The organism is Acetohalobium arabaticum DSM 5501, assembly GCF_000144695.1.
In the GTDB taxonomy this organism is placed as follows: domain Bacteria; phylum Bacillota; class Halanaerobiia; order Halobacteroidales; family Acetohalobiaceae; genus Acetohalobium; species Acetohalobium arabaticum.
In genome coordinates this window covers 665,021-690,199 of the sequence record NC_014378.1, presented here as the reverse complement: position 1 = coordinate 690,199, position 25,179 = coordinate 665,021, and the positions used below count along the sequence as shown (strand labels likewise).

Annotated in this window: 21 protein-coding genes; all 21 read right to left on the bottom strand. The window is 35.5% G+C overall.

The annotated features are described in order from the left end of the window. Positions 1–49 precede the first annotated feature (49 nt). On the bottom strand, positions 50–529 hold the full coding sequence (gene ilvN / locus acear_RS03410) for an acetolactate synthase small subunit (RefSeq protein ID WP_013277625.1): 480 nt from the start codon (positions 527–529) through the stop codon (positions 50–52). Between the two features lies 1 nt (position 530). Then, positions 531–2,264: a biosynthetic-type acetolactate synthase large subunit gene (gene ilvB / locus acear_RS03405; protein WP_013277624.1), complete on the bottom strand. Its 1,734-nt coding sequence runs from the start codon at positions 2,262–2,264 to the stop codon at positions 531–533. 513 nt (positions 2,265–2,777) lie between these two features. Then, complete coding sequence (locus acear_RS03400; protein WP_013277623.1) at positions 2,778–4,817, bottom strand: molybdopterin-containing oxidoreductase family protein; 2,040 nt, start codon at positions 4,815–4,817, stop codon at positions 2,778–2,780. Positions 4,818–4,884: 67 nt separating this feature from the next. Then, positions 4,885–5,940, bottom strand: coding sequence for a uroporphyrinogen decarboxylase family protein (locus acear_RS03395; protein ID WP_013277622.1), 1,056 nt, complete (start codon positions 5,938–5,940; stop codon positions 4,885–4,887). A 259-nt stretch (positions 5,941–6,199) separates the two neighbouring features. Beyond that, a complete protein-coding gene (locus acear_RS03390) occupies positions 6,200–7,840 on the bottom strand; it encodes an ABC transporter substrate-binding protein (protein ID WP_013277621.1) in 1,641 nt (546 codons plus the stop codon). Between the two features lie 40 nt (positions 7,841–7,880). After that, positions 7,881–8,864: an ABC transporter ATP-binding protein gene (locus acear_RS03385; protein WP_013277620.1), complete on the bottom strand. Its 984-nt coding sequence runs from the start codon at positions 8,862–8,864 to the stop codon at positions 7,881–7,883. Beyond that, a complete protein-coding gene (locus acear_RS03380) occupies positions 8,861–9,856 on the bottom strand; it encodes an ABC transporter ATP-binding protein (RefSeq protein WP_013277619.1) in 996 nt (331 codons plus the stop codon). The genes acear_RS03385 and acear_RS03380 overlap by 4 nt, the downstream gene beginning before the upstream one ends. Positions 9,857–10,048: 192 nt before the next feature. After that, positions 10,049–10,891 carry an ABC transporter permease gene (locus acear_RS03375; RefSeq protein ID WP_013277617.1) on the bottom strand — a complete coding sequence of 281 codons (843 nt, stop codon included), beginning with the start codon at positions 10,889–10,891 and terminating at the stop codon, positions 10,049–10,051. Then, a complete protein-coding gene (locus tag acear_RS03370; RefSeq protein ID WP_245526696.1) occupies positions 10,888–11,868 on the bottom strand; it encodes an ABC transporter permease in 981 nt (326 codons plus the stop codon). The genes acear_RS03375 and acear_RS03370 overlap by 4 nt, the downstream gene beginning before the upstream one ends. 954 nt (positions 11,869–12,822) lie before the next feature. Beyond that, the gene (locus acear_RS03365; RefSeq protein WP_013277615.1) at positions 12,823–14,196 is read right to left on the bottom strand and encodes an aminotransferase class V-fold PLP-dependent enzyme; all 1,374 of its coding nucleotides are present in this window, start codon (positions 14,194–14,196) and stop codon (positions 12,823–12,825) included. A gap of 275 nt (positions 14,197–14,471) precedes the next feature. Continuing rightward, positions 14,472–15,182 carry a deoxyribose-phosphate aldolase gene (gene deoC, locus acear_RS03360; protein ID WP_013277614.1) on the bottom strand — a complete coding sequence of 237 codons (711 nt, stop codon included), beginning with the start codon at positions 15,180–15,182 and terminating at the stop codon, positions 14,472–14,474. Positions 15,183–15,208: 26 nt separating this feature from the next. Next, positions 15,209–16,540 (bottom strand): magnesium transporter, encoded by a 1,332-nt coding sequence (gene mgtE / locus acear_RS03355; RefSeq protein ID WP_041667483.1) that lies wholly within the window; start codon positions 16,538–16,540, stop codon positions 15,209–15,211. Positions 16,541–16,557: 17 nt separating this feature from the next. Beyond that, positions 16,558–17,478 carry a GTPase Era gene (era, locus tag acear_RS03350; protein ID WP_013277612.1) on the bottom strand — a complete coding sequence of 307 codons (921 nt, stop codon included), beginning with the start codon at positions 17,476–17,478 and terminating at the stop codon, positions 16,558–16,560. A gap of 3 nt (positions 17,479–17,481) precedes the next feature. After that, positions 17,482–17,937, bottom strand: a complete 456-nt coding sequence (locus tag acear_RS03345; protein WP_013277611.1) for a GNAT family N-acetyltransferase — start codon at positions 17,935–17,937, stop codon at positions 17,482–17,484. A 2-nt stretch (positions 17,938–17,939) separates the two neighbouring features. Beyond that, entirely contained in the window at positions 17,940–18,347 is a 408-nt protein-coding gene (locus acear_RS03340) for a cytidine deaminase (RefSeq protein WP_013277610.1), read from the bottom strand. 25 nt (positions 18,348–18,372) lie between these two features. Beyond that, positions 18,373–18,990, bottom strand: coding sequence for a DUF502 domain-containing protein (locus acear_RS03335; protein WP_013277609.1), 618 nt, complete (start codon positions 18,988–18,990; stop codon positions 18,373–18,375). Positions 18,991–19,024: 34 nt separating this feature from the next. Next, the gene (locus acear_RS03330; RefSeq protein WP_013277608.1) at positions 19,025–20,311 is read right to left on the bottom strand and encodes a hemolysin family protein; all 1,287 of its coding nucleotides are present in this window, start codon (positions 20,309–20,311) and stop codon (positions 19,025–19,027) included. A 29-nt stretch (positions 20,312–20,340) separates the two neighbouring features. Beyond that, complete coding sequence (gene ybeY / locus acear_RS03325) at positions 20,341–20,766, bottom strand: rRNA maturation RNase YbeY (protein ID WP_013277607.1); 426 nt, start codon at positions 20,764–20,766, stop codon at positions 20,341–20,343. Then, positions 20,750–22,954, bottom strand: coding sequence for an HD family phosphohydrolase (locus tag acear_RS03320; protein ID WP_013277606.1), 2,205 nt, complete (start codon positions 22,952–22,954; stop codon positions 20,750–20,752). Before acear_RS03320 ends, ybeY begins: the two co-directional genes overlap by 17 nt. Before the next feature lie 12 nt (positions 22,955–22,966). Then, positions 22,967–23,914, bottom strand: coding sequence for a PhoH family protein (locus acear_RS03315; RefSeq protein WP_013277605.1), 948 nt, complete (start codon positions 23,912–23,914; stop codon positions 22,967–22,969). 9 nt (positions 23,915–23,923) lie between these two features. Further along, on the bottom strand, positions 23,924–25,168 hold the full coding sequence (yqfD, locus tag acear_RS03310) for a sporulation protein YqfD (RefSeq protein WP_013277604.1): 1,245 nt from the start codon (positions 25,166–25,168) through the stop codon (positions 23,924–23,926). Positions 25,169–25,179 lie beyond the last annotated feature (11 nt).

The following is a 25,179-nucleotide window of genomic DNA, read 5'->3' as shown; positions in this document are numbered from 1 at the left end:
ATAGAAAGACCGCAGAGTTATCCGCGGTCTTAATCAGCCTTCTCTTCAATTATTTCTTTCCCCTTGCCAGAGCAATCTGACCGGTTCTTACTAATTCTAAAATACCAAAGGGCCGTAATAAATCCTCTAAAGCATTAATCTTCTCTTTCTCACCGGTAATTTCGATAGTAACTGAGTCCTGTGCTACATCAACAACCTTACCTCTAAAGGTATTCACAATCTGCATAACTTCCGAACGATCATCAATATCAGCCTTAACCTTAATCAGCGCTAACCCCCTGTCAATAGCTGAAACATTAGTCAGATCACTTATCTTATGAACAACAATTAATTTATTAAGCTGCTTAACTACCTGTTCTAAAGTCTCATCAGTACCCTCAACAACTAGAGTAATTCTAGAAATATCATCAGATTCCGTCTTACCTACTGCTAAACTATTAATATTAAATCCCCGCCTGCTAAACAAACCGGCAATTCTAACTAAAACACCGGCTTCATTGGCTACTGTTACTGATAGAGTATGCTTCATTTTACACATCCTCCTTTAGAATCATCTGATCAAGACTTCCACCTGCAGGTACCATCGGAAATACATTCTCTTCCTCTTCAATAATAAAATCTAATAAATAAGGTTCGTCGCTCTCGATTGCTTCCTGCAGAGCAGGTCTAATCTCTTCTTTCTTAGTAATTCTTCGGCCCTCAATACCGTAGGATGCTGCTAACTTAACAAAGTCAGGAACCATCTCTGGACAGTCCTCACCAGGCGAAGAACAGTTCGGAGGACAGTCAGTCATTTTTCCTAAACAGGTTGCAGCATATCTCTTATCACTGAATAACTCCTGCCACTGTCTTACCATGCCCAGATACTGATTATTAAAGATCACAATATTAATCGGCAGTTTATTCTTAACAACTGTCGCCAACTCCTGTTGGTTCATCTGAAAGCTCCCGTCGCCTGCCAGAACAAAGACCGTCTCCTCCGGATTACCAATCTGGACACCGCCAGCAGCAGGAAATCCATAACCCATCGTTCCTAAACCGCCGGAAGTGATGAAGCTACGCGGCTTAGAAAAGTTATAAAATTGAGCAGTCCACATCTGATGCTGACCAACTTCCGTAGTAATTAGAGCCTCTCCCTCTGTCAGATCATCTATCTCTTCAATAATCTGCCGGGGGGTTAACTTATCATCTTCTAAATCCTGATTATCTTCATCTCTTCTCTTCCACTGCTCTATCTTCTCCTGCCAGCTGCCTGTCTCTTTTTCTTCCACTAACGAAAGTAAGTCAGTCAATACCTCTTTGACATCGCCTACAACCGGTATATCAACCGGAGCCCTCTTTCCTACTTCAGCCGGATCAATATCGATATGAATAACTTTAGCCTCCGGTGCAAAGCCGTCCATCTCACCTGTCGCCCGGTCATCGAATCGGGCTCCGATGGCTATAACTAAATCAGCATTGGAAATAGCCATATTAGCCTCAACAGTTCCATGCATGCCTAACATTCCCAAGCTTAATTCATTCCGTTCATCAATAGCTCCCAGACCGGTTAACGTTGTAGTTGTTGGAATTGAAGCTTTCTGAGCCAACTTTCTTAATTCAGAACTAGCATCGGAGATAATAACTCCTCCTCCAGCATAGATCACCGGTTTCTGAGCAGCATTAATCTCTTGGGCAGCCTCCTTAATCTGGAGTTCATGGCCTTGATATGTGGGATTATATCCTGGTAGCTCCACCTCTTTTGGATAATCAACTTCAGCCTCATCCATTAAAACATCTTTAGTGATATCGATTAGAACAGGACCGGGTCTGCCAGTACGGGCAATATGGAAGGCCTCCTTAAAAATTCGAGGTAGCTCTTTGGTATCCTGAACTAAATAATTATGTTTAGTAATCGGCAGAGTAATACCAGTAATATCAGCTTCTTGAAACGAATCAGTACCGATCATCGATTGAGGCACCTGACCAGTGATAGCTACCAGCGGTACCGAATCCATATAAGCCGTTGCCAGACCAGTAACTAAATTAGTTGCTCCCGGCCCAGAAGTAGCAAGACAGACGCCTACCTTACCTGTGGAACGAGCATATCCATCGGCGGCGTGGACTCCTCCCTGCTCGTGATGGACCAGAATATGTTCCAAATCAGAATCATACAACACATCATAGATAGGAATTACTGCAGCCCCGGGATAACCAAAAATAACCTCCACATCTTCTTCATAAAACGACTCAACAACAATTTCAGCACCAGTTAACTTCTCCATTCTACTCACTCCTCATTATAAAATTAATTTTTTAATTAAAATAAAAAACCTCTCGTCCCAATTAATGGATGATTCCATTAACTGAGACGAGAGGTTTTACTCACGCGGTACCACTCAAGTTTGCTACTACCTTACGATAGCAGCCTCAATAAGTACTAGCATACCTGAAGACAGGTATCCCCCATACTTCAACACATGATAACGGATGTCATTTTCCTGAAAGACCAGGAAGCCGGCGAAATCTACTCAAATCCAATGATCCTTTTAATTTCACAGTTCAAGGGCTACAAAAATAATCCTTTTGGACATCGGTTCTCAGCTACCCCGATTCTCTGTAATCCAGAAGTGATTATTTCCCTCCCTATCATCACCTTTGATTTTATTTGATTATTTAAAGAAGATTATAACAACTTTTTTAGCTCTTGTCAATAGTATGAAGAAATTAATTCTTAATTATGTAGTTATATAGGTTGTTGAATAACCTCACCTCTATAAATTTTAAAATTAATATAATTAATTTCCTTTCACTTTTTTAACCTTTACTGGCAAAGACCTTACCGCAGGAAATCCGCTAAGCGGATCATTCATAAAATCATCCGTAATTTCATTAACATTAAAATTTCTCCAGCCATGAGTAATCTGTAAAACTTTCGGCATTATATCTTCCTCGCCAACAATTTTTGCAGAAATTTCTATACTTCCTATTTTACTACTTAATTCTACTATATCCCCATCTTTGACTCCTAACTTCTTTCCATCTTTTGGATGAATCTCAACTTCCGGTCGTACTTTGTCCTTTAAGTAATCAGGCATAGTCCCATTTCTTGAATGCACATGATACATCTTTCTTGCTCCAGTAATCAGAACATATGGATACTCCTGTTTCAAAGCACCAGCATATGAAGGAAGCTTATATTTAGGAAGTGCACTAAATCCCATATTCTTTAAATGTCTAGCTGCAAACTCAATTTTACCGGAAAGAGTGTTAAAGGGCTGTTCTTTATATTTTCTATATTTAATATCTCCGTATTTAACTCCTAATTCTGCTTCTTTTAAATCTTTATAAGATACTTCTGTTCCTTCTAAAAGCCATTTGTTTACCTCATCTTCATTATCCCAGGGAAAATATTCTTTAATTCCAACTCTCTTTGCTATACTTTCTAAAAATTCATATTCATCCTGACAGTCTTTATAAGTAAATATTTCCTTTCTAAGTCCAACCCTTTTAATGTTCGAATTCAACACAAGTTCAGACCTTTCAAAAAATGAAGCAGCAGGAAGTACATAATCTGCAAACTCTGCTGTTTCAGTCATAAATAAATCTCTTACTACTAGTAATTCCAAATTCTTCAAGGAATTCTTAACTTTATTAGAATTAGGATTTGTAAGAGCTGGATTTGCCGCAGTTATAATCATTCCTCGTATATGATAAGGATCACCATTTAAAATTGCTTCCATCCCAAGCATTGTATTACATTCCCTACGATATTGATAAAGAAGCGGAAACTTTTGTGCTCCAATAGGTTGAATATCTTCTAAAGGAAGCTCATCATACAATGTTAATGATCGAGTCTCCAATCCTTCCAACAAAAGTTCGCCTCCTTTTTTATCTATACACCCGCAAAGAGCTCCTATAGAAGCAATTGCTCTTATATTATTAACTCCGTTTTCATGATGTTCTAAACCATTTCCAGAATGATTTATAGCTTTGGGAGCATGTTTAGAAAAATCCCTGGCAAGACTATATAATCTATCCTTAGATACTCCTGTTTCTTCTTTAACATAATCAGGAGAAAACTTTTTAGCATAATTTTTTAATTTTTCAAATCCAATAGTATATTCACTGACAAACTCTTTATCATACCAATTATTTTTTACTATTAAATTTATTATTCCTAATGCAAGTGCCCCATCAGTCCCCGGATTAATTTGAATATGTAAATCTGCAAGCGAAGCAGTTTCTGTTTCTCTTGGATCTATAACAACAAGTTTTGCTCCATTCTTTCTAGCCTTTCTAATTCTAGCTGCTGTATTTATATGAGTAATTACCGGATTATTTCCCCAAATGACAATATAATTTGAATTTTGAAAATCAGGTGTCGACATCTTACCTTCAACTAAAGAATACCCCATATAGCGTGAAGCAAAACATAATGAATCACAGGAAAAATAATTTGGGGTTCCAAAGGCGTGACAAAATCTTCGTATATATTCCTCTTGCTGTCCAAACCCTATAGCCTCACCTTTCCAAAAACTAACAGATTCAGCACCATATCTTTCTTTTAATCCCTTCATCTTTTCTGCTATTTCATCTAGAGCTTTTTCTAATGATACTTCTTTCCAACCAGCTTCAGTCTTCTTTAATGGTTTTTTTATTCTGTTTTCAGAATAAACCCAGTCCATTGCTGCTTTACCTTTTACACAGACCTTTCCTTCATTCCAAGGATGATTTTTATTTCCTTTAATATCAATTATTTTTCCGTCCTTGATATGAACATTTATACAACATTCTTCTAAACACATACGACAATAGGTAGTTATAATTTCTTCCATCTTTCTACTCCTTTAAAATATCATAAATTACTCTTCTTTTACCCATGTATTCTAGAAAAATAACTAACTATCTAATTATACCATTTTCTTTGACCGCTTTAATCATTGCATACAAATTTAATGGAGGAGTTACAGGAGGAAGATTACAAGAAGGCATTAAAGCAAATCCCCCTGCATAGTTTTTCATCTTATTAATAATTGCAGTGCTTTTATTATAAACCTCATTTGCAGTACCATTTATTAATAAAGAAGTAGGAATATTACCTCCAATAATGTGTTTGTCACCAAACATTTGTGCAACAAGTTCAATATCCATTTTTTCACTTACACTAATAAAACTTCTATCGGGCAATGGAAGATTTTTAAAATATTTTAAATTTAATCTATGATCTCCACATAAATGAATACCAAAACTTTTTATTTGTTTCTGAATTAACTTTTCAAATATTTCCATTATATATGGCAAACAAAATTTCTTAAACATTTTTTCAGACATTATAGTATTTGACTCTAATGGATAAGCTGAAAAAGCAATACAATTTTCGACACCAAACTCATCAATATAATAATCAGCAGATTCAAGAATATACTCAACACCTAATTTTAAAAGGCTATGAACAATTTCAGGTTTTTTATAAAACCATTTTATAAGTGTATTAATATCAACTATATTTCCTACTACTTCTAATGGGGAACCAGCAAATATAGATACTGATAAATCGTTTTTTCTTGCAATTCTATGAAAGTTCAATCTATTTTGAAACCCTGGTGCTTCATCTAAATCTGGTAAAAATAAATTATCTAAATCATTTTTATCACTTACAGGATACTCTATGATTTGTGGTTCTACAATGTTAAATTTATTAGATATATGTAATTCCCCTCCAAAATCCCAGGAAATATATCCAGGTAAGTTAAATTCAGGATTCTCATCATATCCGAATATTTCTGCTGCTATTTTTTTAATTTCAAAGGACTTTTCATAATTCAAAAAATACTCCCTTGATGTTACTTTTGCTAGATTACCTGCATATAAACTAGCAGATGGTATAATCGGTATTCTATCTATTTTATCTCCTTTAAATAATCTTCTCAACCTTTCATTTGTAGTTAATTTTTCCATGAATCACAACACCATCCTTTAAAGATAATATATCACTTTGAGGTTCCCCATTAAATTAGACACTATATTAAGCCATTTTCCTCTCTGAGATGGTTTTCTATTTAATCATTTATACATTTCCTTTGATTTCATGGATTTTGTAATTGAAGTACTCATCCATAAAATCAAAGGAAATTTATTTTTAGGAATTTTTTATAAAAAAACTATGCAACACTAGTAAGTCAGATCATCATTTTTTAGTGTTATTTATCATTAACTGTTATTGTTTCTTTTTTATCCATGTATTCCAGAAAAATGCTTGAGGACTACTTTTATAATTTTTAAGTGATTTATTTATAAGATGTAATCTACTATAATCCACTAAATTAATATAAGGAACAGTTTCCCAATATTTATCATAAAATTCTTTTACAATTTTATACCTTTTTTCATAATCAGTTTCTCTTATCATCTTTGCAAATATTTTATCCATTTGATGTGAATATTTATCATCCCAATTTGAAATCCATTTATCTGTTCCAGTCCAGGCAGCATGAATTTGGGGGTCTGGAACTGCTTTAGAAAACATAGTTAAATGAAGATTCCATCCCTTTTCTTTTGAACGTTTTTCAACTACAGTTGGTCTATCAAACAATTTAAGATTTACTTTAAAGCCAACTTTTTCTAACTGATCTTTTAAGGCTATTGCCCCCTGCTTTTCTACTTTATCATCTCGACCACTTAAAATAACAATTGGAGACCCATCATAATTAGCTTTATCTAGTAATTTTTTAGCTTTTTCTAAATCATAATTATTATAGATACCTTTTCCTGCGTTTTTATCATACCAAATAGTTCCTTTTGGATGTAAACAGGCTTCAGTATCCCAGAATGCTTCATTACCAATCATTGCACTTCCTAGTTCTTCCATATCTATAGCATGAACTAATGCTCTCCTAGCATTTATATTATCAAAGGGAGGGTTGCCACAGTTTATTATCAACATCTCCATTAAATCAGGGTTAACTACTATTGGTTTTACATCAGGATTACTTTTAAAAATTTCATATTGATCCTGTTGTGCTTCCTCTGCAAAATGAAATCGACCACTCTTTACTCCAGCTACTCTTACTGATTGTTCATCAACAATTTTAAATACAATATTTTTGGCATATGCTTTTCTTTCTCCTGCATACATAGAAGAATGTAATTCACTTGGTACATAATCTTCGAATCGAGTCAATTTAACTTTTTGATCTGGTATCCGTTTAACCAACTTATAGGGACCAGTTCCAATATGTTCTGTAATTACCTCATCTCCAAACTTCTCTATAATTTCTTGTGGTCTAATTACCAATTTTTGATTTGAAACAGGAGATGCTAATATATTTATAAAGGGAGCATACGGTTCATTGAATTTAAAAACAATTTCGTATTTTCCAAGTATCTTAACCTTATCAAAATACGGAGCAACCATCTTCCCAGCACCATTATTCTTAAGCCATCTATTAAAAGAAGCTGATATATCCTCGGCTGTCATTTCCTTTCCATTATGAAATAGAACTCCTTTTCTTAACTTAATATTATAAACCTTTCCATTATCAGATATTTTATAGCTTTTAGCCAAATGGGGCTGAGCTTTGAAGTTACTATCAAATTCAAAAAGGCCTTCATAAACATGATTCATTATTGATGAAATTTGCCAGTCTGTTGATTTATCACTATCTAAATGAGGAACTGACATTTTTTTAGCTACAGTTATTGTACCACCATAGCGGCTATCTTCACTTGACATTTCTTGGGGGCTAGATTTTTTTGCAGCTTCATTAACACCAGCTTGTTTGGATGAACATGCACTTATTACTGTACATGTCAGCGCAAGTACTAAAATACATATTAATACTTTAGATACTTTCTTCATTTAAATTCCTCCTCTAGTTTTATAATTTAATAAGCTTCATTTAAGAACACTTTAAATGACACGAAACAAAATGCTCATTTCCCTTTTCCTTAAGTTTTGGTTTTTCTAAAGAACAAATCTCTTCATTATAAGGACATCTAGTATGGAAACTACATCCACTAGGCATATTTCTAGAACTAGGCACATCACCTTCAAGAATTATTCTTTCTTTATTCACCTCAGGATCAGGAACCGGAATAGCCGATAACAACGCCTTTGTATATGGATGAACTGGATTATTGAAAAGTTCATCTATTGAAGCTAACTCAACTATTTCACCTAAATACATAACTGCTATTCTATCACTTATATGTTTAACAACTGAAAGATCATGAGAAATAAATATATAAGTCAGTCCAAACTGATCTTGGAGATCCTTTAAAAGATTTATAATTTGACTCTGAATAGATACATCCAAAGCCGAAACTACTTCATCACAAACAATGAATTTAGGATTCAGTATAAGCGCCCTTGCAATACAGATTCTCTGCCTTTGGCCCCCAGAAAATTCATGAGGATACTTGTTTAAATGGGATTCATTGAGCCCCACAACCTCAATGATATCTTTAACTTTATTAATTCTTTCTTTTTTACTTTCAATTCCATGAACTCTTAAAGGCTCTTTTATTAATTCTCCTACTTTCATTCTTGGATTCAAAGAAGCAAACGGATCTTGAAAAATTATCTGCATATTCCTTCTTAATCTTCTCAATTCTTCATCAGTCATTTCATATATATTTTTTCCATTAAAGATCACCTTCCCCTCTGTAGGTTCAAGTAATTTCAAGATAGTTCTACCAGCGGTTGATTTTCCACAGCCTGATTCTCCAACTATCCCTAATGTCTCTCCTCTTTTTACATTAAAACTAATTCCATTAACAGCTTTAACACTATCTTCTTCGGAGAAAATACCACTGGTAACGGTAAAATATTTAACTAAATCTTTTACTTTCAAAATATTATCATCTTGCTGTTTATCTATCATACTACTACCTCACTTATATACTCTTTTGTATCTATCCAACAGCTTAAATATCTATTATCTGCTATATTTCTAAGAGAAGGTTCTTCTTTTTTACATATTTCTTTAGCATACTCACATCTTTCATAGAAACTACATCCCTCGGAAAGTTCAGTAGGTTCAGGTATAGATCCCCCAATTACATTAAGCCTATCTTCTGATTTAGTTAAACTTGGTATTGAAGCCAATAATCCTCGAGTATAAGGATGTTTAGGATGCTTAAATAAATCCTTAACTTCAGCTATTTCAACAACCTTTCCCGCATACATAACAACAACCCTTTCACTCATCTCGGCAACAACACCTAAATCATGGGTGATTATAAGAATAGCCATCTCCAATTCTTCTTTCAAATCTTTCATTATCTCAAGGATCTGAGCCTGAATAGTAACATCAAGTCCAGTTGTAGGTTCATCTGCTATTAACAACTCTGGCTTACATGATAAAGCCATCGCAATCATCACCCGCTGTTTCATTCCACCACTTAACTGATGAGGATATTCACTAATACATTCTTTCGGCGACGGAATCCCCACCATTCTTAGAAGTTCTACAGCTTGCTTCTTCCCTTCTTTTCTACTTAATCCTTTATGAAGTTCAAGAGACTCACTAATCTGTCGTCCGATAGTAAAGACTGGATTCAAAGCAGTCCCTGGATCCTGAAATATCATTGAAATTTCGTTGCCTCTAATTTTTCTCATTTCTTTTTCGGACTTTTCTAATATATCTTCATTATTGAATATTATTTCTCCCGCTTCTATACTTCCAGGCGGACTAGGTATAGAATTCATTATACTAAGTGCAGTTACGCTTTTTCCACTTCCCGACTCTCCAACTATAGCTACAATCTCTCCTTTATTCAAATGAAAGTTCACACCATCTACAGCCGGAACCTTTCCCTCACTAGTATGAAAACATGTCCTAAGATTATTTACTTTAAGCAATCTTGACTTCATATTTTATCCCTCTTTTTCAAACTAATATTTTAATAATTATAAAAAATATAAAAACTGTACTTACACTGAAAATCACAACAGGCATAATGATTGAAAAGAAAGCTATAGAAAGTGCTATTATATTCTTTAACTTTTCACTTCTATTTTTTATCTGGGAAATTTTTTTCACTTATAACTCCTCCATTTTATTATCTAATACTTTCCCTGTAACCGGGGATCTAATACATCCCGCAGTCCATCACCTAAAAGATTCAATCCTAAAACAATTACTATTATCATAAATCCTGGAAAGAATATCCCCCATGGGGCAACAGCCATAAAATCTCTAGCATCAGTAATCATTCCACCTAAACTAGGATTAGGAGGAGTGATACCTACTCCTAAGAAACTCAAAGCTGCTTCATCTAATATAGCCATTGCAAAACTAAAAGTAGCTTGTACAATTATTGGCGATAATGAATTCAATAATATATATTTGAAAATTATATACATATTTTTAGCTCCAACTGATCTAGCGGATTCAACACAGTCCGACTCTTTTACTGTCATTACACAACTACGCACTATTCTAGCCATTTTAGGAAAGTAAGCAAAAGATAATGCCAAAATAATATTTAGTTTTCCTGCTCCCCAGATAGCTGCTAGACAAATGGCAATAATAATTCCTGGAAATGCCATGAATCCATCAAGTACTCTCATTATTACATTATCCAATTTTGGAAAATATCCAGCTGCAATTCCTGCAATACCACCTAAAATCGTAGTCAGCAATACAACAGATACCCCCACTTCAATAGAACTTCTTGTTCCGAATAATACTCTACTCATAATATCTCTTCCGTATTGATCAGTTCCCATAGGATGGGTAATTGAAGGTGAAAGAAGTCTGTTCTTAGCATCTACATTCGTTGGATTAAAGGAAGTAAGAAATGGGGCCAATAATGACATCAAGATTGCTACAATCACTATTGTCCCTCCTATTATTATGTAGGGATGCTGCTTTACTTCCTTAAGAAAGGCATTTATATCTTTCATGCTCCGCCCCCTTTATTTTTATATCTAACTTTCGGATTTATGAAGGCATAACTTATATCAACAAACAGATTCATCAATACATATAATATTGCTATAAATATCATACATCCTTGAATAACAGGTAGATCTCGCTTCATAATTGCATTTATTGCTAATGAACCAGTTCCGGGAATATTAAATACAGTTTCAACAATCCAGGTTCCGCCAAGTAAGACTGCTAAATTAAGCCCTATTACTGTTACTACAGGAATTAAAGCATTCTTCATAGCATGCCTAGCAATAACAACTCTTTCAGCAAGCCCTTTATTCCTGGCTGTTCTAATATAATCCTGCTTCAAAACATCTAACATAGCACTTCTTGTCATCCTTGCAATTAATCCACTCTGCATAAAACCTAAAGTTACTCCTGGCAATATTAAATACTTTATTGAACCTAAACCTGCTTTTGCTAACGGTTCGTAACCACATACAGGAAACCACCTTAATTTTACACCAAAAACTAAAATAAGCATCAATGATAGCCAAAAACTCGGAATTGATACTCCTGCCAAAGACACAGTTATTGATAATTGATCAATCCAACTTTTATGATTAACCGCAGCAATAACTCCCATTGGAACCCCTATACCTATGCCTAAAATTTCTCCTATTATAGCAAGTATAAATGTAGGTTCTATTCTACTTAATATAGCTTCAGTTACTGGTATATTCAAAAATAAAGACTTTCCAAAATCCCCCTTAACTATCCTTGTAATCCACTGCATAAACTGAAGATGTAACGGCTTATTCATTCCTAACTGACTCTTTAACTGCATAACTTGATCCTCGCTAGCAAAATTACCCAACATAACTCTAACTGGATCTCCGGGTATTACATGCGTAATTAGAAACGCAACAATTGCCACTATTATAACCACAGGAATCAAAAAAATTAGCCGTTTAATAATATAATTAAACAACTGTCTTCCTCCTAACATAATTTTTTCAATAATAATATCGGCCTCGATTTAAAGAGATTATTACACCCCTTTCTAATAGCTAAATTATAATCAATTACTAATTCAATTTGAACTTCATAACTACTAATTAATACATAATCATGATTATGTAATGGTAATTAAAATAATCCTTCTCACTAAATCAAAGAATAAATTATTTTGAATATAATATTTATTTATATCTAGAGCAAAAAAATATTACTATGAAGTTTTTAACTCATACCGCATATTATTTTAGCAACTTCATAAGTAATTGTCAAATTATATATAAATTATTATAAGATAATTTAATTCCAATACTTGAATTGTTTCTAAAACTTCCATTACAACAGAATTCAATCTTTATCTTTGATTTTATAGCAAAAAATACAATATTTACCTGTATAATTTCTTATTTTACAGCACATTATAGTTAGTGAAAAAGAAGTCAGCAACGGTCGAGGGAAGATTGGTTCAGGTTCTAAATCTTATTTAGGATCTGAACCAATCGAGCAGCGGTCATTATAGGCTGTTATGGTCTATAATGGCCAATGCGAAGATCAGCATAGGTTTTGAAAGAGTCTACAATTTAGCCCGAAGAGGTTATTGCCTAGGCTCGTCAGAGATCTATGTTGATCGACCTGAGAACATGATAGAGTCTGTAAAGATCATGGTTAGCAGTCAAGAGACTGCCCATGGTCTCAAGATAGCTCTATCATGTTCGAGCAAAGGTTATTGTAGGCTCGGAAAGGATCTATAGTAGTCGAGAGATTGCTATAGGTTCCTTAGAGTCTGCAGTAGCTGGAGCGTAGATCGTTGCTGTCTTTTTTTGTTTTAAAGTAGGTTGTTGAATAAAAGATATTTCCAATTCAAAAAGGAAAAGTTGCTCACTTTCTAGTAATTGATGCAGCCTATGATAGCACTAAATTATTTAACCCCCTATTAATTATGTACTTATAGTTTAAAATACTGCTCAAAATCATACTCCTGTTCATCATTAAAATCAGCTCCCTTCTTCTGGCGGTCAATAATTGACTGTAGGCCCTTAATTAACCGCTGTATCTCCTTAATCGTATTATAACATCCGAAGCTAACCCGGACTAATCCCGGTCTTTTAACATCTTCATTTCTCCTTAATTTATCCTTAAACTCTTCTATCTCCCTATTAGCTAAATCCAGTAACCGGTGTAGATAAGGCTGAGCACAGAAACAGCCGCTTCTTACCCCAATTCCCCATTCCCTACCAAGAATAGAAGCTACTAATGAATGATGGAAGGAGTCAAGGTTAAAGGATATCACTCCTACCTGATTGTCAGGAACTCCTTTAGCCATTGCTCCATACAGTTTTACCTCTTCTAACTGCTGTAGCTGTTTTAACAGATACTTTCTTAACCTCTCCTCCTGCTCGATTAAGGCCTCCCAGTCTATTTTTTGGATCATCTTAATACTGGCCCCTAAAGCTACAGCACCAACAATGTTAGGGGTCCCTGCTTCCTCTTTTTCCGGAGACTCAGCCCAGACGACATCATCAAGAGTAACAGCTTCAATCGTTCCTCCACCGCTGTAATCCGGCTCTTGGCCAGCAAAGCACTCTTTTGGCCCCACTAACACCCCACAGCCTAACGGGGCATACATCTTATGGGCCGAAAAAGCCAGGTAATCAATATGTTCAGTATTTGAATTAGCCTTCATCTCTACAGATCGATGGGGGATCAGTTGAGCCCCATCAACTAAAATTTGACTATTATACCGATGAGCCAGGCGGGCTATCTTATGAATTGGATTCAAATATCCAGTAACATTGGACGCACCAGAGACTGCCACTAACTTCACCCTAGAGTGATAGGTAGCTAATTTCTTTTCTAGATCATTAATATCTAATCTACCATTCTTATCTACCTCAGCATAGACTACTTCTGCCTGACTGCGCCAGGGCAGCATATTAGAATGATGCTCCATTACAGTAGTAATTACTACATCATCTTGGGATAAATCAAGAGCAGCAACCAGTTTATTAATTGCTTCCGTAGTATTCTTTAAAAAGATAACTTTATTCTCTTCAAAATCAGCCCCTACAAAATCAGCAACCAGCCTACGTACTTTATCATAGACTTCAGTAGCCAACTGGGACTTAAACCCAGAACCGCGGTGAACATTAGAATACCAAGCCAAAAATTCTTCAACTTTATGATTAACTCTTCTAAAAGCTGGAGTACTGGCAGCATTATCAAAATTTATATACTGAATATGGCGTCCATTATTTAATGGTACTTTGGTCCCAACTCCTATAATCTCCCGCCGAATCCGGTTAACAAAGCGCTTCCTCAACCTATTTACCCCCCATTTGAAATTTATATATGAATAATTAGTTATTAATTATCTTATGTCCACTCCTAAACTTTGTGATTTTAATCATTACAAATTAGAAAAATTTTGAATATACTAACTTATACAAGACATAATTAGTATATCAATACTTAACCCATAAGTTAAGTAAATTTAGATAGAATTTTTATGTAAAATAAAAAGCTATATAACTAACTACTAATAATAAGTAGTCAGCTATATAGCTTCTATAACCTAAATTCTAATTTGATTAGCTTCTATTCTTCCTCTTCTTCCTCATCCTCTTCTCTTCTTTTACCAGTCACAATTGCTACTCCGCTGCTCGAACCTATCCGGTTAGCTCCTGCATCCAACATATCCAAAGCATCATCAAAGTTACGGATACCTCCGGCTGCCTTAACACCCACAGGCCGGCCGACAGTCTTTCTGATCAAGCCAACATTCTCCTTAGTAGCTCCCTCAGGTCCAAAGCCTGTCGAAGTCTTTACAAAGTCAGCGCCTATATCCTTAATTATCTCACTGGTCTTAATTATTTCTTCTTTAGTCAGATAACAGGTTTCGATAATTACCTTAGTAATTACTTCTCTTGTAACTCCAGAAACTTTAGTAGCATCTACTACTGTCTTAATATCATCATGTACTACTCCAAACTCTCCCGACTTAATTGCACTGATATTAGCCACCATATCTATTTCCTGAGCACCATTTCTAATTGCATTCTTAGCCTCAAAAGCCTTAACCTCTGTGATACTTCCGCCTAAAGGAAAACCAACTACTGTACAGACTTTAACAGAACTGTCTTCTAATAATTTAGTTGCTAGCGGTACATAACAGGGATTGACACAGACCGAAACAAAGTCATATTCCTTAGCTTCTTCGCACTTCTTTTTTACTTCCTGAATAGTAGCATCAGGCTTCAGAATAGTATGGTCAAGCATCTTCGCCATATCTTTCGGTTTAATTGCCATTCTAATTCACTCCCCCACATAATCTTTTATAAATAATTTATAAATAATTTAGCAAGACTAAAGTAAATAAAATAGCCAAATACATCTATTAAAGTCGTAATAAAAGGGCCTGCTGCCACCGCAGGATCAGCTCCAAAATAATTTATAATAAAAGGCATAGCTGTACCTATAACAGTTGCTGTTATTATATTACCTATCATTGCTAAGCCAACAACCGTACCTAACATATAATTCCCCTGCCAGATAAAAGCTACCAATCCAATAATCAATCCACAGGAAAGAGCAATCAAAACTCCTACCTTCAGTTCATTCCATAGATACCCTAAAATCTCTTTTGACTTTATATCTCCAATTGCTAAACCACGGACAACTACTGCCAAAGACTGAGTAGCAGCATTTCCTCCTGTACCCGCTAACGTCGGCATAAAGAAGGTTAAAATCACAACTGTATTCAGTACATCTTCAAAAAACTCAAGTACATTTGCCGATAATAAGCTGGCAAACAGAAGAATAATCAGCCAGGGCAGTCTCCTTATGACTCCATTAATAACTTCACCTTCATGCTCAACATCAACCTCAACATTTCCAGCCATCTTATGCATATCCTCGGTAGCCTCTTCTTCTATAACATCAAGAATATCATCAAAAGTAATAATTCCTAATAAAAGTCCTTGTCTATTAACTACAGGTACCGCCAATAGGTCATACTTAGATATTATCTGAGCAACTTCCTCCTGGTCTAAACTAAGATTTACTGTAATCACCTGTTCATGCATAATATCCTTGACCTTCTTTTCCGGGGAAGCTGCAATCAATTCCCTCATCGACAGTACACCTGTAAGCTCCTGTTTCTCATCTACTACATAGATATAATAGATCATCTCTGCCTCAGGAGCAATATCCCGCAGCTTCTGAATAGATTCAGCAACAGTTTTATCCTGCTTCATAGCAATATATTCAGTGGTCATCCGACCCCCGGCACTCTCTTCATCATAACCCAATAGATGCTGAATCTGTTCTGCTTCCTCTTGCTTCATCAGAGTCAAAAACTCTTTAGTCTGACCTATATTAAGCGCACCTAATAAGTCAACTACATCATCAGAATACATTTCGTCAAGAATATAGGTTAACCGATTATTGGATAAGAACTTAAGCAGCTTCTTCTCTACTTCATAATCAACTTCTGCTAGAATATGGGCCAATTTTTCTTCTTCAATTAAATCTACTAAAACTTCTGTCTCTTCTTCTGTTGTATCCACTAATACTTCCGCTAAGTCTGCTGGATATAATTCATCTACTTTCTGCTGTAGTAAAGCTTCATCTTCTCTAGCAATTAACTTCTTGATTTCAGCTGTCATCTCTTCCACAGTCTACCTCACCCCCGATAGCCTAACATCTTCAAGGCATCCTCCTTATCTCTCCAGTCTTTCCTTACTTTTACCCATAGATCAAGATAGATCTGGCTTCCTAACAGAGCTTCTATATCCTCTCTAGCTCTCCTTCCAATCTCTTTGAGCCTCTTGCCGCCTTTACCGATAATAATCCCTTTCTGTGACTCCCGTTCCACATAGATATTAACATTAACATCAATTAAATCCTTATTTTCCCTCTCACCCATCTGAACTACTTCTAAAGCTACAGAATGGGGTACTTCCTCTCTGGTTAAGTACATAATCTTTTCTCTAATCAATTCTGTAATCACAAACTGTTCAATCTGATCAGTAACCATATCCTCTGGATAATACTTAGGACCATCAGGTAAGAGTTCAATACTTTTATCTATTAATGTATTAGTATTCTCACCGGTTTCAGCTGACACAGGAATAAGTTCGGCATAATCACCCAACCGGCGGCAAGACTCAATTACATCCTTTAATTTAGCTTTAGAAACAAGATCAATCTTATTTAAGACTATAATCGTAGGTGTCTGTATCCCAGATAACTGATTATTTATCTTTCTTTCTAAATCAGTAATTCCTTTTTGGGCATCAACCATAAAGTAAATAAGCTCTACTTTCTTTAAAGCTTTATAGGCAGTATCTACCATATATTCCCCCATCTTATCCTTAGGCCGGTGAACTCCCGGCGTATCAATAAAAATAAGCTGGGCGTTATCACGAGTTAAAATACATTGGAGCTTATTGCGAGTTGTCTGTTTTTTAGGAGTAGTAATAGCTATCTTCTGTCCGATTAAATGATTAATTAAAGTAGACTTTCCTACATTAGGCTGACCTATTACTGTAACAAATCCTGATTTAAAGTTTTCTTCTTTATTCAAGGTTTCATCACACTCCATTTATTATAAATCAACTTTCATTACAAAACGAGGTTCATCTCTACCATATTCTTTTGGTCTATATTCTTCTTTTTCAAATCCAAACTTACTTTTATAAAGACTATAAGCGGATTGATTATCAGGGGCAACAGTAAGCTCCAGTTTATCAAATCCTTCTTCTCTCAGCTGCTGGAGAATATATTCCAACAGCTTACTTCCCAACCCCTGATTTCTATACTCTCTGCGAATCGAAAGGCCAAATAGATAAACCAGTTCAGAATCCTCAAAATCACGCAGCACCTCAGCTAAACCTACCGGTTTATCTTTATTATAGATTACAAAAACCCGACCGTGGTTAATCATCGGTACTAAATGCCATTTATTCAAGCCACCCCGACCGAAAGCATCAACTTCTATTTGAATCAATTCATCCAAAAGTTGTTGACTATACTCTGTTATTACTCTAATTTCATAATCCATGTTTATCCTAAAATCTCCTCATTGACACTACCCCAGAATAATTCATCCAGTTCTTTAATTAAAGTATCTCCGGCTAAATTAGCCATGATCACCTCTAGGTCCCGATCTCCAAACTCAATCATTACCTGCCGGCAGGCACCACAGGGAACACAGGGATGTTTTGTATCAGCTACAATAGCAATTGCTCTAATCTTTGTATCTTCTTCATTAGAAACCGCCTTAAAAATAGCCGTCCTTTCAGCACAATTAGTCATGCTATAAGAGATATTCTCAATATTACAACCGCCATAAATCTTTCCTTCTTCAGTTAAAACAGCTGCACCTACAGCAAATTCCGAATAAGGTACATAGGCATTCTTACGAGCATTAATAGCTGCTTTGATTAACTTGTCCTGCAGCTTATCTTCCATAATTTTGCACCTTCCTATCTTTTCTTTAGTCTTTACTATTTAACAGATTAATATCATTCTTTTTGGGAACTACTGTTCCGCCAGAAATGATAAACTTCAATCCTTCTTCAACTGTCATATCCAAATATGTAATCTCTTTATGAGGCACTAAGACCAGCTTTCCAGAAGTAGGATTAGGAGTAGTCGGCACAAAGACATTAACAACTTCTGCGTCAGTCTTCTGCTGGACTTCTCCTACCCCATCACTGGTTAAAAACCCCAACTGGTATAATCCCTTACGCGGATATTCAATCACTACTACCTTTCTAAAGGCAGTCTTATTCTTCAAAAATAAAGCATTGATTATCTGCTGGACTGTTACATAAATATTCTTAACTAAAGGAATTTTAGTTAAAAACTTCTCTCCTACTTCTATAAGCCGTTTACCTAAAACATTAGTACCAATAATCCCTACTCCTAAAATTACAGCTAAAGTCAATATAAAGCCTAAACCATAAACCGATCTACCGATTACTAGCTCGATTACCGGCCTTAAAAACCCATCTACTGCACTAAAGATTACGGTTACTATATAAATAGTTACTACTAGAGGTAGGAGAATTATCAATCCAGTAATTAGATAATTACGCAGATTTTTTAGCATTATCCTTTCGCCTCCACTTTACAACAGACACCCATCAATCTTGTTTTTCTGATTCTGGAGCTTCCTCTTCTACTTTGGTTTTGATTCTTACTTCAGAAATTCTACGCTGAATCGTCTCTTCAATAATTAATTTTAGATTCTCAAACTCCAATTCTTCGCCAGTTTCCGGAACATAACCTAAAGTACTGAGAATAAATCCACCGACAGTTTCATAATCTTCTTCCGGTAGATGTATATTAAGCACTTCATTAACTTCATCAATATCAATTCTAGCATCTACTAGAATCTCATCATCTGAAATAACCTCAATTAAGTTTTCCTCCTCATCATACTCATCCTGAATATCACCGACTATCTCTTCTAAAAGATCCTCAATTGTTATTAATCCAGCAGTCCCTCCATATTCATCCAGTACAATAGCCATATGAATTCTCTCTTTTCTCAGCTCAGTAAGCAGCGTATCTACTTCTTTAGTCTCCGGTACATAGTAAGCCGGTCGCATAATCTTTCTTAACTCCGTCGGTTCTTCAGTATTCAAAAAGGTCAACAGATCCTTAGCATAAAGAATTCCAACTATATTATCCACTGTATCATTATACACCGGAATTCTGGAATAACCCAAATCAATAATAAGCTCCACTAAATCATCAATTGAAGTCTCAATATCAACACAGACCATATCTATCCGGGGAATCATAATCTCTTTAACTAACGTATCATCAAAATCAAAAATGCTATTAATCATCTCTTTTTCATCAGATTCAATAACGCCCTCTTTCTCTCCTACAGTAACGAACTTTTTAATCTCTTCTTCGGTAACAAACGGTTCATTCTTCTGCGGCTGACCGCCTAAAGCCTTAATAATAAAGTTAGTTACAAAGGTTAAAACCTTAATAAAAGGAAAGAATAGATAAGAAAAGATCCGAATATAGCCTGCTACCCACTTAGATGCCAGTTCAGCATTCTGAGTAGCAAACGATTTAGGCGTAATCTCACCAAAGACTAAAATAAAAAGTGTTACTCCAGCAGTAGCAATTCCTACTCCTTTAGTCCCAAAAATTTCAATAGCCAAAGCAGTAGCAATCGAAGAAGCAGCAACATTAACTAGATTATTGCCTACTAAAATGGTAGTCAATAACTTATTTGGCTGCCCTAATAATTTATCTACAATTTTAGCCTTAGAATCATCCTCTTGGGCTAAATGTCTTATCTTAACTCTATTAACTGACATCAAAGCCGTCTCTGAACCAGAGAAAAAGCCTGACAGAATAAATAAAAATCCTAACATTACTAGTTCTAAGATAGATGTTAAATTCCCCATCTCAGTCCTCCTCTAAATTTAACCCCCTATTATCTTTCTAAATCAAGCTTGTTTAATACTTTCTCTTCTCTATTCCTCATCTCTTCTTTGGCTTCCTCTTCCTTATGGTCATAGCCTAAAAGGTGGAGCATGCCGTGGACAGTTAGAAAGCCCATTTCTCTATCCAACGAATGATTATACTCTTCAGCCTGGCTCTCAGCCCGCTCTAATGAAATAATAATATCACCTAACATCTCTTCTCCTAATGGAAATGATAAAACATCCGTCGGTTCATCTAATCCACGGTATTCAGCATTCAACTCTTTAATATATTCATTATCTACTAAGGCAATGCTGACTTCTCGCGCCTTAACTCCTTCACTCTTCTCTACTTCCCTAACCACTTCAGTTATTAACTCCCTTACTCCATCATTAATCTCTATTTTATCCTGTAGATTATTAATCTGAACCTCCATTTAAATTCTTCTCCTCCTTAATCTCTTCAGCTAAATTATCGGGATATTCCACTCGACTATGGAAGATTCCTGTTAATACTTTAACAAAAGTAGTAGCTATTTTATCTAAATCTTTAAGAGTTAAGTCCGATTCATCTAACTCACCATCATCCAGTTTATTTCTAATTAAGCCTCTTACTAATGCTTCTAATTTATCAGGATTACTCTGCACCTCCGCTTTCGATCTTGTTGCCGCTTCTACTATATCAGCCAGCATAATTAAAGCTGCTTCTTTAGTCTGCGGTTTAGGACCATTATATCTAAATTCTTTCTCATCTATATTATCATACTTCTCATCATGACAGGCCTCTTGATAAAAGAAAGAAATCAAGCTGGTTCCATGATGCTGTTTTATGATATCAATCACTTTTGTCGGTAGTCTATACTTCTTAGCCAGTTCGATCCCATCCTTCACATGGGAAGTAATAATTAATGTACTCAGCGTCGGCGATAATTTATCATGTGGATTCTCATCACCTAACTGATTTTCAGTAAAGAAATACGGCCGTTTAATCTTGCCGATATCATGATAGTAAGAACCTACTCGAACAAATAAAGAATCAGCTCCTACTTCATCTGCTGCTGCCTCGGCTAAATTACCTACAATTACACTATGATGGTAGGTTCCCGGTGCTTCTACCAATAACTTCTTTAACAGCGGCTGATTTGGATTAGAAAGCTCTAGCAGCTTAACAGCCGAAGTAATTCCAAAAGTATTCTCCAGATAAGGCAGAAATCCATTAGTAATTACTGCTGCTAACACTCCATTTAGGATCCCCCAGACTATCATTTCCAATATATGCAATAGATTAAACGGCGAAGTGCTTAACTCAAAAGCTAAAATCATCATTACACTGGCTCCGCTGACGTAGAATCCAGCCCGCACCAAATCCGAACGCTGACTAACCTTAGAAACGCTGTAGATTCCTGCTAAACCACCAACTACCCCAACAGCCGCTCCTGATATACCGCCTCCTGTTACTAAACTAACCAGGAAACTTACAAATACTGTTATCATAATAGCCAGGTTATAATTAGTCAATACAGTAAGCAGCATTGACATGGCAGCTACCGGTACTAAATAACTCTGTCTATCAATCGGAAAAAAGGTCATAATTTTAGCTAAAAGCAGAGTTAAAATCGGTAGAATACCTAATAAAGCTACTACTCCCTCATCATCTACTGCTTTAGATTGATGCTGCAATAGATAAACAACAAACATAATAACAAAGGTAGCTACTGTCAAAGTCAAACCTATAATCGCAAAGAAATTAATCTGCTTATGGCGCAATCCCAGTTCTGTTAAGACCTTAATATCCTCTTCAGTAACTACTTTTCCATGGCGAATAATTATTTCGCCCTTCTGAATCCTTTTTGTAACCGGCTTTACCGATTTCCGGGCCTGTTGCCTGCGTTTGGCTGTCTCTTCCTGATTTAGAATTAAATTAGGCCTAATCACCTGCTGAACTAATTCCTGAATAACATACTTATACTGGCTACTTGCCGAAAGCGACTCCACATCAGCCTTCATCTGCTCTCTAATCTCATTCAAAACATCACTTTTAATTCCGCGCTTTACATACTTAATTACAATATTATTTGTCTTTTCTTCGATATAATCAAATGTATTCCGATCAACTTCCAAAAGGCGGCCGATCACCTGATCAGAAACATCTATTTCGATTTCTTCTTTAATCTGTTTTATCTTCTTAGTTTTCGATAACTTCTGACTGCTGGTTTCTGTTTCTTCATCATTATTCTGTTTATTTTCCTCATTCTTATTTGACTCAGCAATAATATCATTATACTTTCTAACAACCTGAAATAAATTGCTCAGTTCAATCTGAACTTTATTAATTACATTCCCTTTCTCAATATACACCTTCGAAACAGATTGGGCAGCCTTCTGCTTTAGTTCTTCCGTCTTCTCTTTATCAACATATTCAATCGTCTTAGGAGCAACTACATCTTTAGGACTGACTTGTCCTACTTCCAAATTAACTTGATTAGGAATAAAATCTATCGTTAAAATTAAAGTTAAAACAAGAAAAACTACAATTCCCCAGGTCCAATTTCTAACAGTAGAATTCTGAGTAAACTGTAATTCATCAGATTCGATCTTATCCTTAAATTCATCTAACAAACCCATTAGCTACACTCCCTATGGGGTTTCATACGCATCAATAATCTCCTTTACCAACCGGTGCCGCACTACATCTTTATTAGTCAAATATACAAATTCAATTCCTTCAATATCCTTTAAAGTTGTACGTACTTCTGCTAGACCAGAAGCATTATGGCTAGGCAGATCAACCTGCGTAATATCCCCGTTGATTACAGCCTTTGAATTAACTCCTAACCTAGTTAAAAACATCTTCATCTGGGCTGAAGTTGTATTCTGGGCCTCATCCAAAATAACAAAAGAATTCTTCAGCGTTCTGCCCCGCATATAAGCTAAAGGAGCAATCTCTATAATATCCTGTTCTAGAAGTTCAGTTACTTTCTGTGTGCCCAAAACATCATACAGACTATCATACAACGGCCTAAGATAAGGATCTACCTTCTCCTGTAAATCTCCAGGCAGAAAACCGAGATTCTCTCCTGCCTCAATAGCAGGTCTAGTTAATACAATTCTACTTACCTGATTAGTCATCAAAGCATTAACAGCCATTACTACTGCTAGATAAGTCTTACCGGTGCCCGCTGGTCCAATTCCAAAAACAATATCATGGTTGCGAATAGCATCGATATATATCTTCTGGCCTAAAGTTTTAGGCTTTATCTTCTCCCCTTGATAAGTAACCTGAACTACATCAGAATAAACCTCTTCTAAATCAAATTTATCTTCAACAGCTAATTCAATTGCATACTCCATTTCCTGTTGGTCCAACGTATGGTTCTTACCCGTAATCTTATTTAACTCTTCAAATAATTTAACTACTTTTTTAACATCTCTTTTATCGCCTTCTACTTGTACTTGGTTACCTCGAGCAAAAACATCAACCCCAAATTCTTCTTCAATCAATTTTAAATTCTGATCATGTTGTCCAAATATCTTCTTCGCTACTTCATTAGTAGGTAGTACTATCTTTTCTTGATCCAATTCCAACCTAACCTCCTACTGAACAGTTTTTACTTTTTGTAATGCAATATCCTCTTTAGTTGTAATTAATGCTTTAATTCTAACTATATTATTCACTTTTTGGTTCTCAGATATTATCTCAAACTTTTTATTAATTATCTCTGCATCTTCACTGACCCTATCCAGTACTTTCTCCAATGCTCTTTTCTTAGCCAGTTCTTTTGCTTCAGCTAAACTCAATCTTTCCTTAAAATCTTTGACTTTAATATATCTCCTTCTAATTAATTCGATAGGAAAATCAATATTCCTCCATGACGGTAAAGATTTAACCGCTATTTCAATCTTGAACTGGGCAAAAGGAGGCTTATCCGGTCCATAAACATTGAACTCAGAATTATTATACCTAACACTAATACTATCTAATACCTCAGCAGTTTCCTGTTGATAATAATCAACTAGCTTAGCTTCAGCATAGCTCCTGTACCATACCTTAGCCTTAACTATTCCATCGGCTGCCATCTTTTCTATCTTCGGTTCCAACTCCTCCTTCTCTTCGGTAGATAATTCTTCTTGCTGTGGAACCTGTGGATAATACTTTCTCGTTCCACTGATTAATCTTTCTCCTGCCTGTACTAATTCCCCTTCTTTAACTACCGGTTTTCCCTTTAAAACAATAATTTCCTCAATCAAACCTGTTTTTTTAGCTACTACATCAACTACTTTATCAGTTCTATCCTTTTCTTCAACTAATACTTTTTCTACAATCTCAACATCCAATTTAGTTCCCTGTAGCTCAATATCAGCCCAGGCTATCTTACGATGGGATTCAATCTTCTTTTCCAGTTCTTCAATATCTACTGTATGCTTTAACATTCCATATTCAAAACCAGAATCCTTTAATAAATTTACTATTTTTTCTTCAGAAAGTTCAGATAAACCGTGAATCTCAACTGACCAGATAAAAGAAGAGAGTAAATAAAGCATCATTACCGCTACTACTACACCTACCAATAAAGACTTTCTAACCTTTAACTTTCTCAACCAGTAAGGCAGACCGTGTTTAGACTTAATCCGCACCTTACAGTCTGCTCTCCTCACATAAGGACGAATTTGTTTAAAATCCTTCATCTTCAATTTAGCTTCAAAATGATCTTTCTTATGTTTCACATTCCAAACTCTAAAATCACTACGCATTAAAAAATTAATTAACTTCTCCTTACCATAGCCCGAAATTTGAACTATCACATACCCCCGTATTAAACATAATAATCTAAAGATCATCCTTATCACTT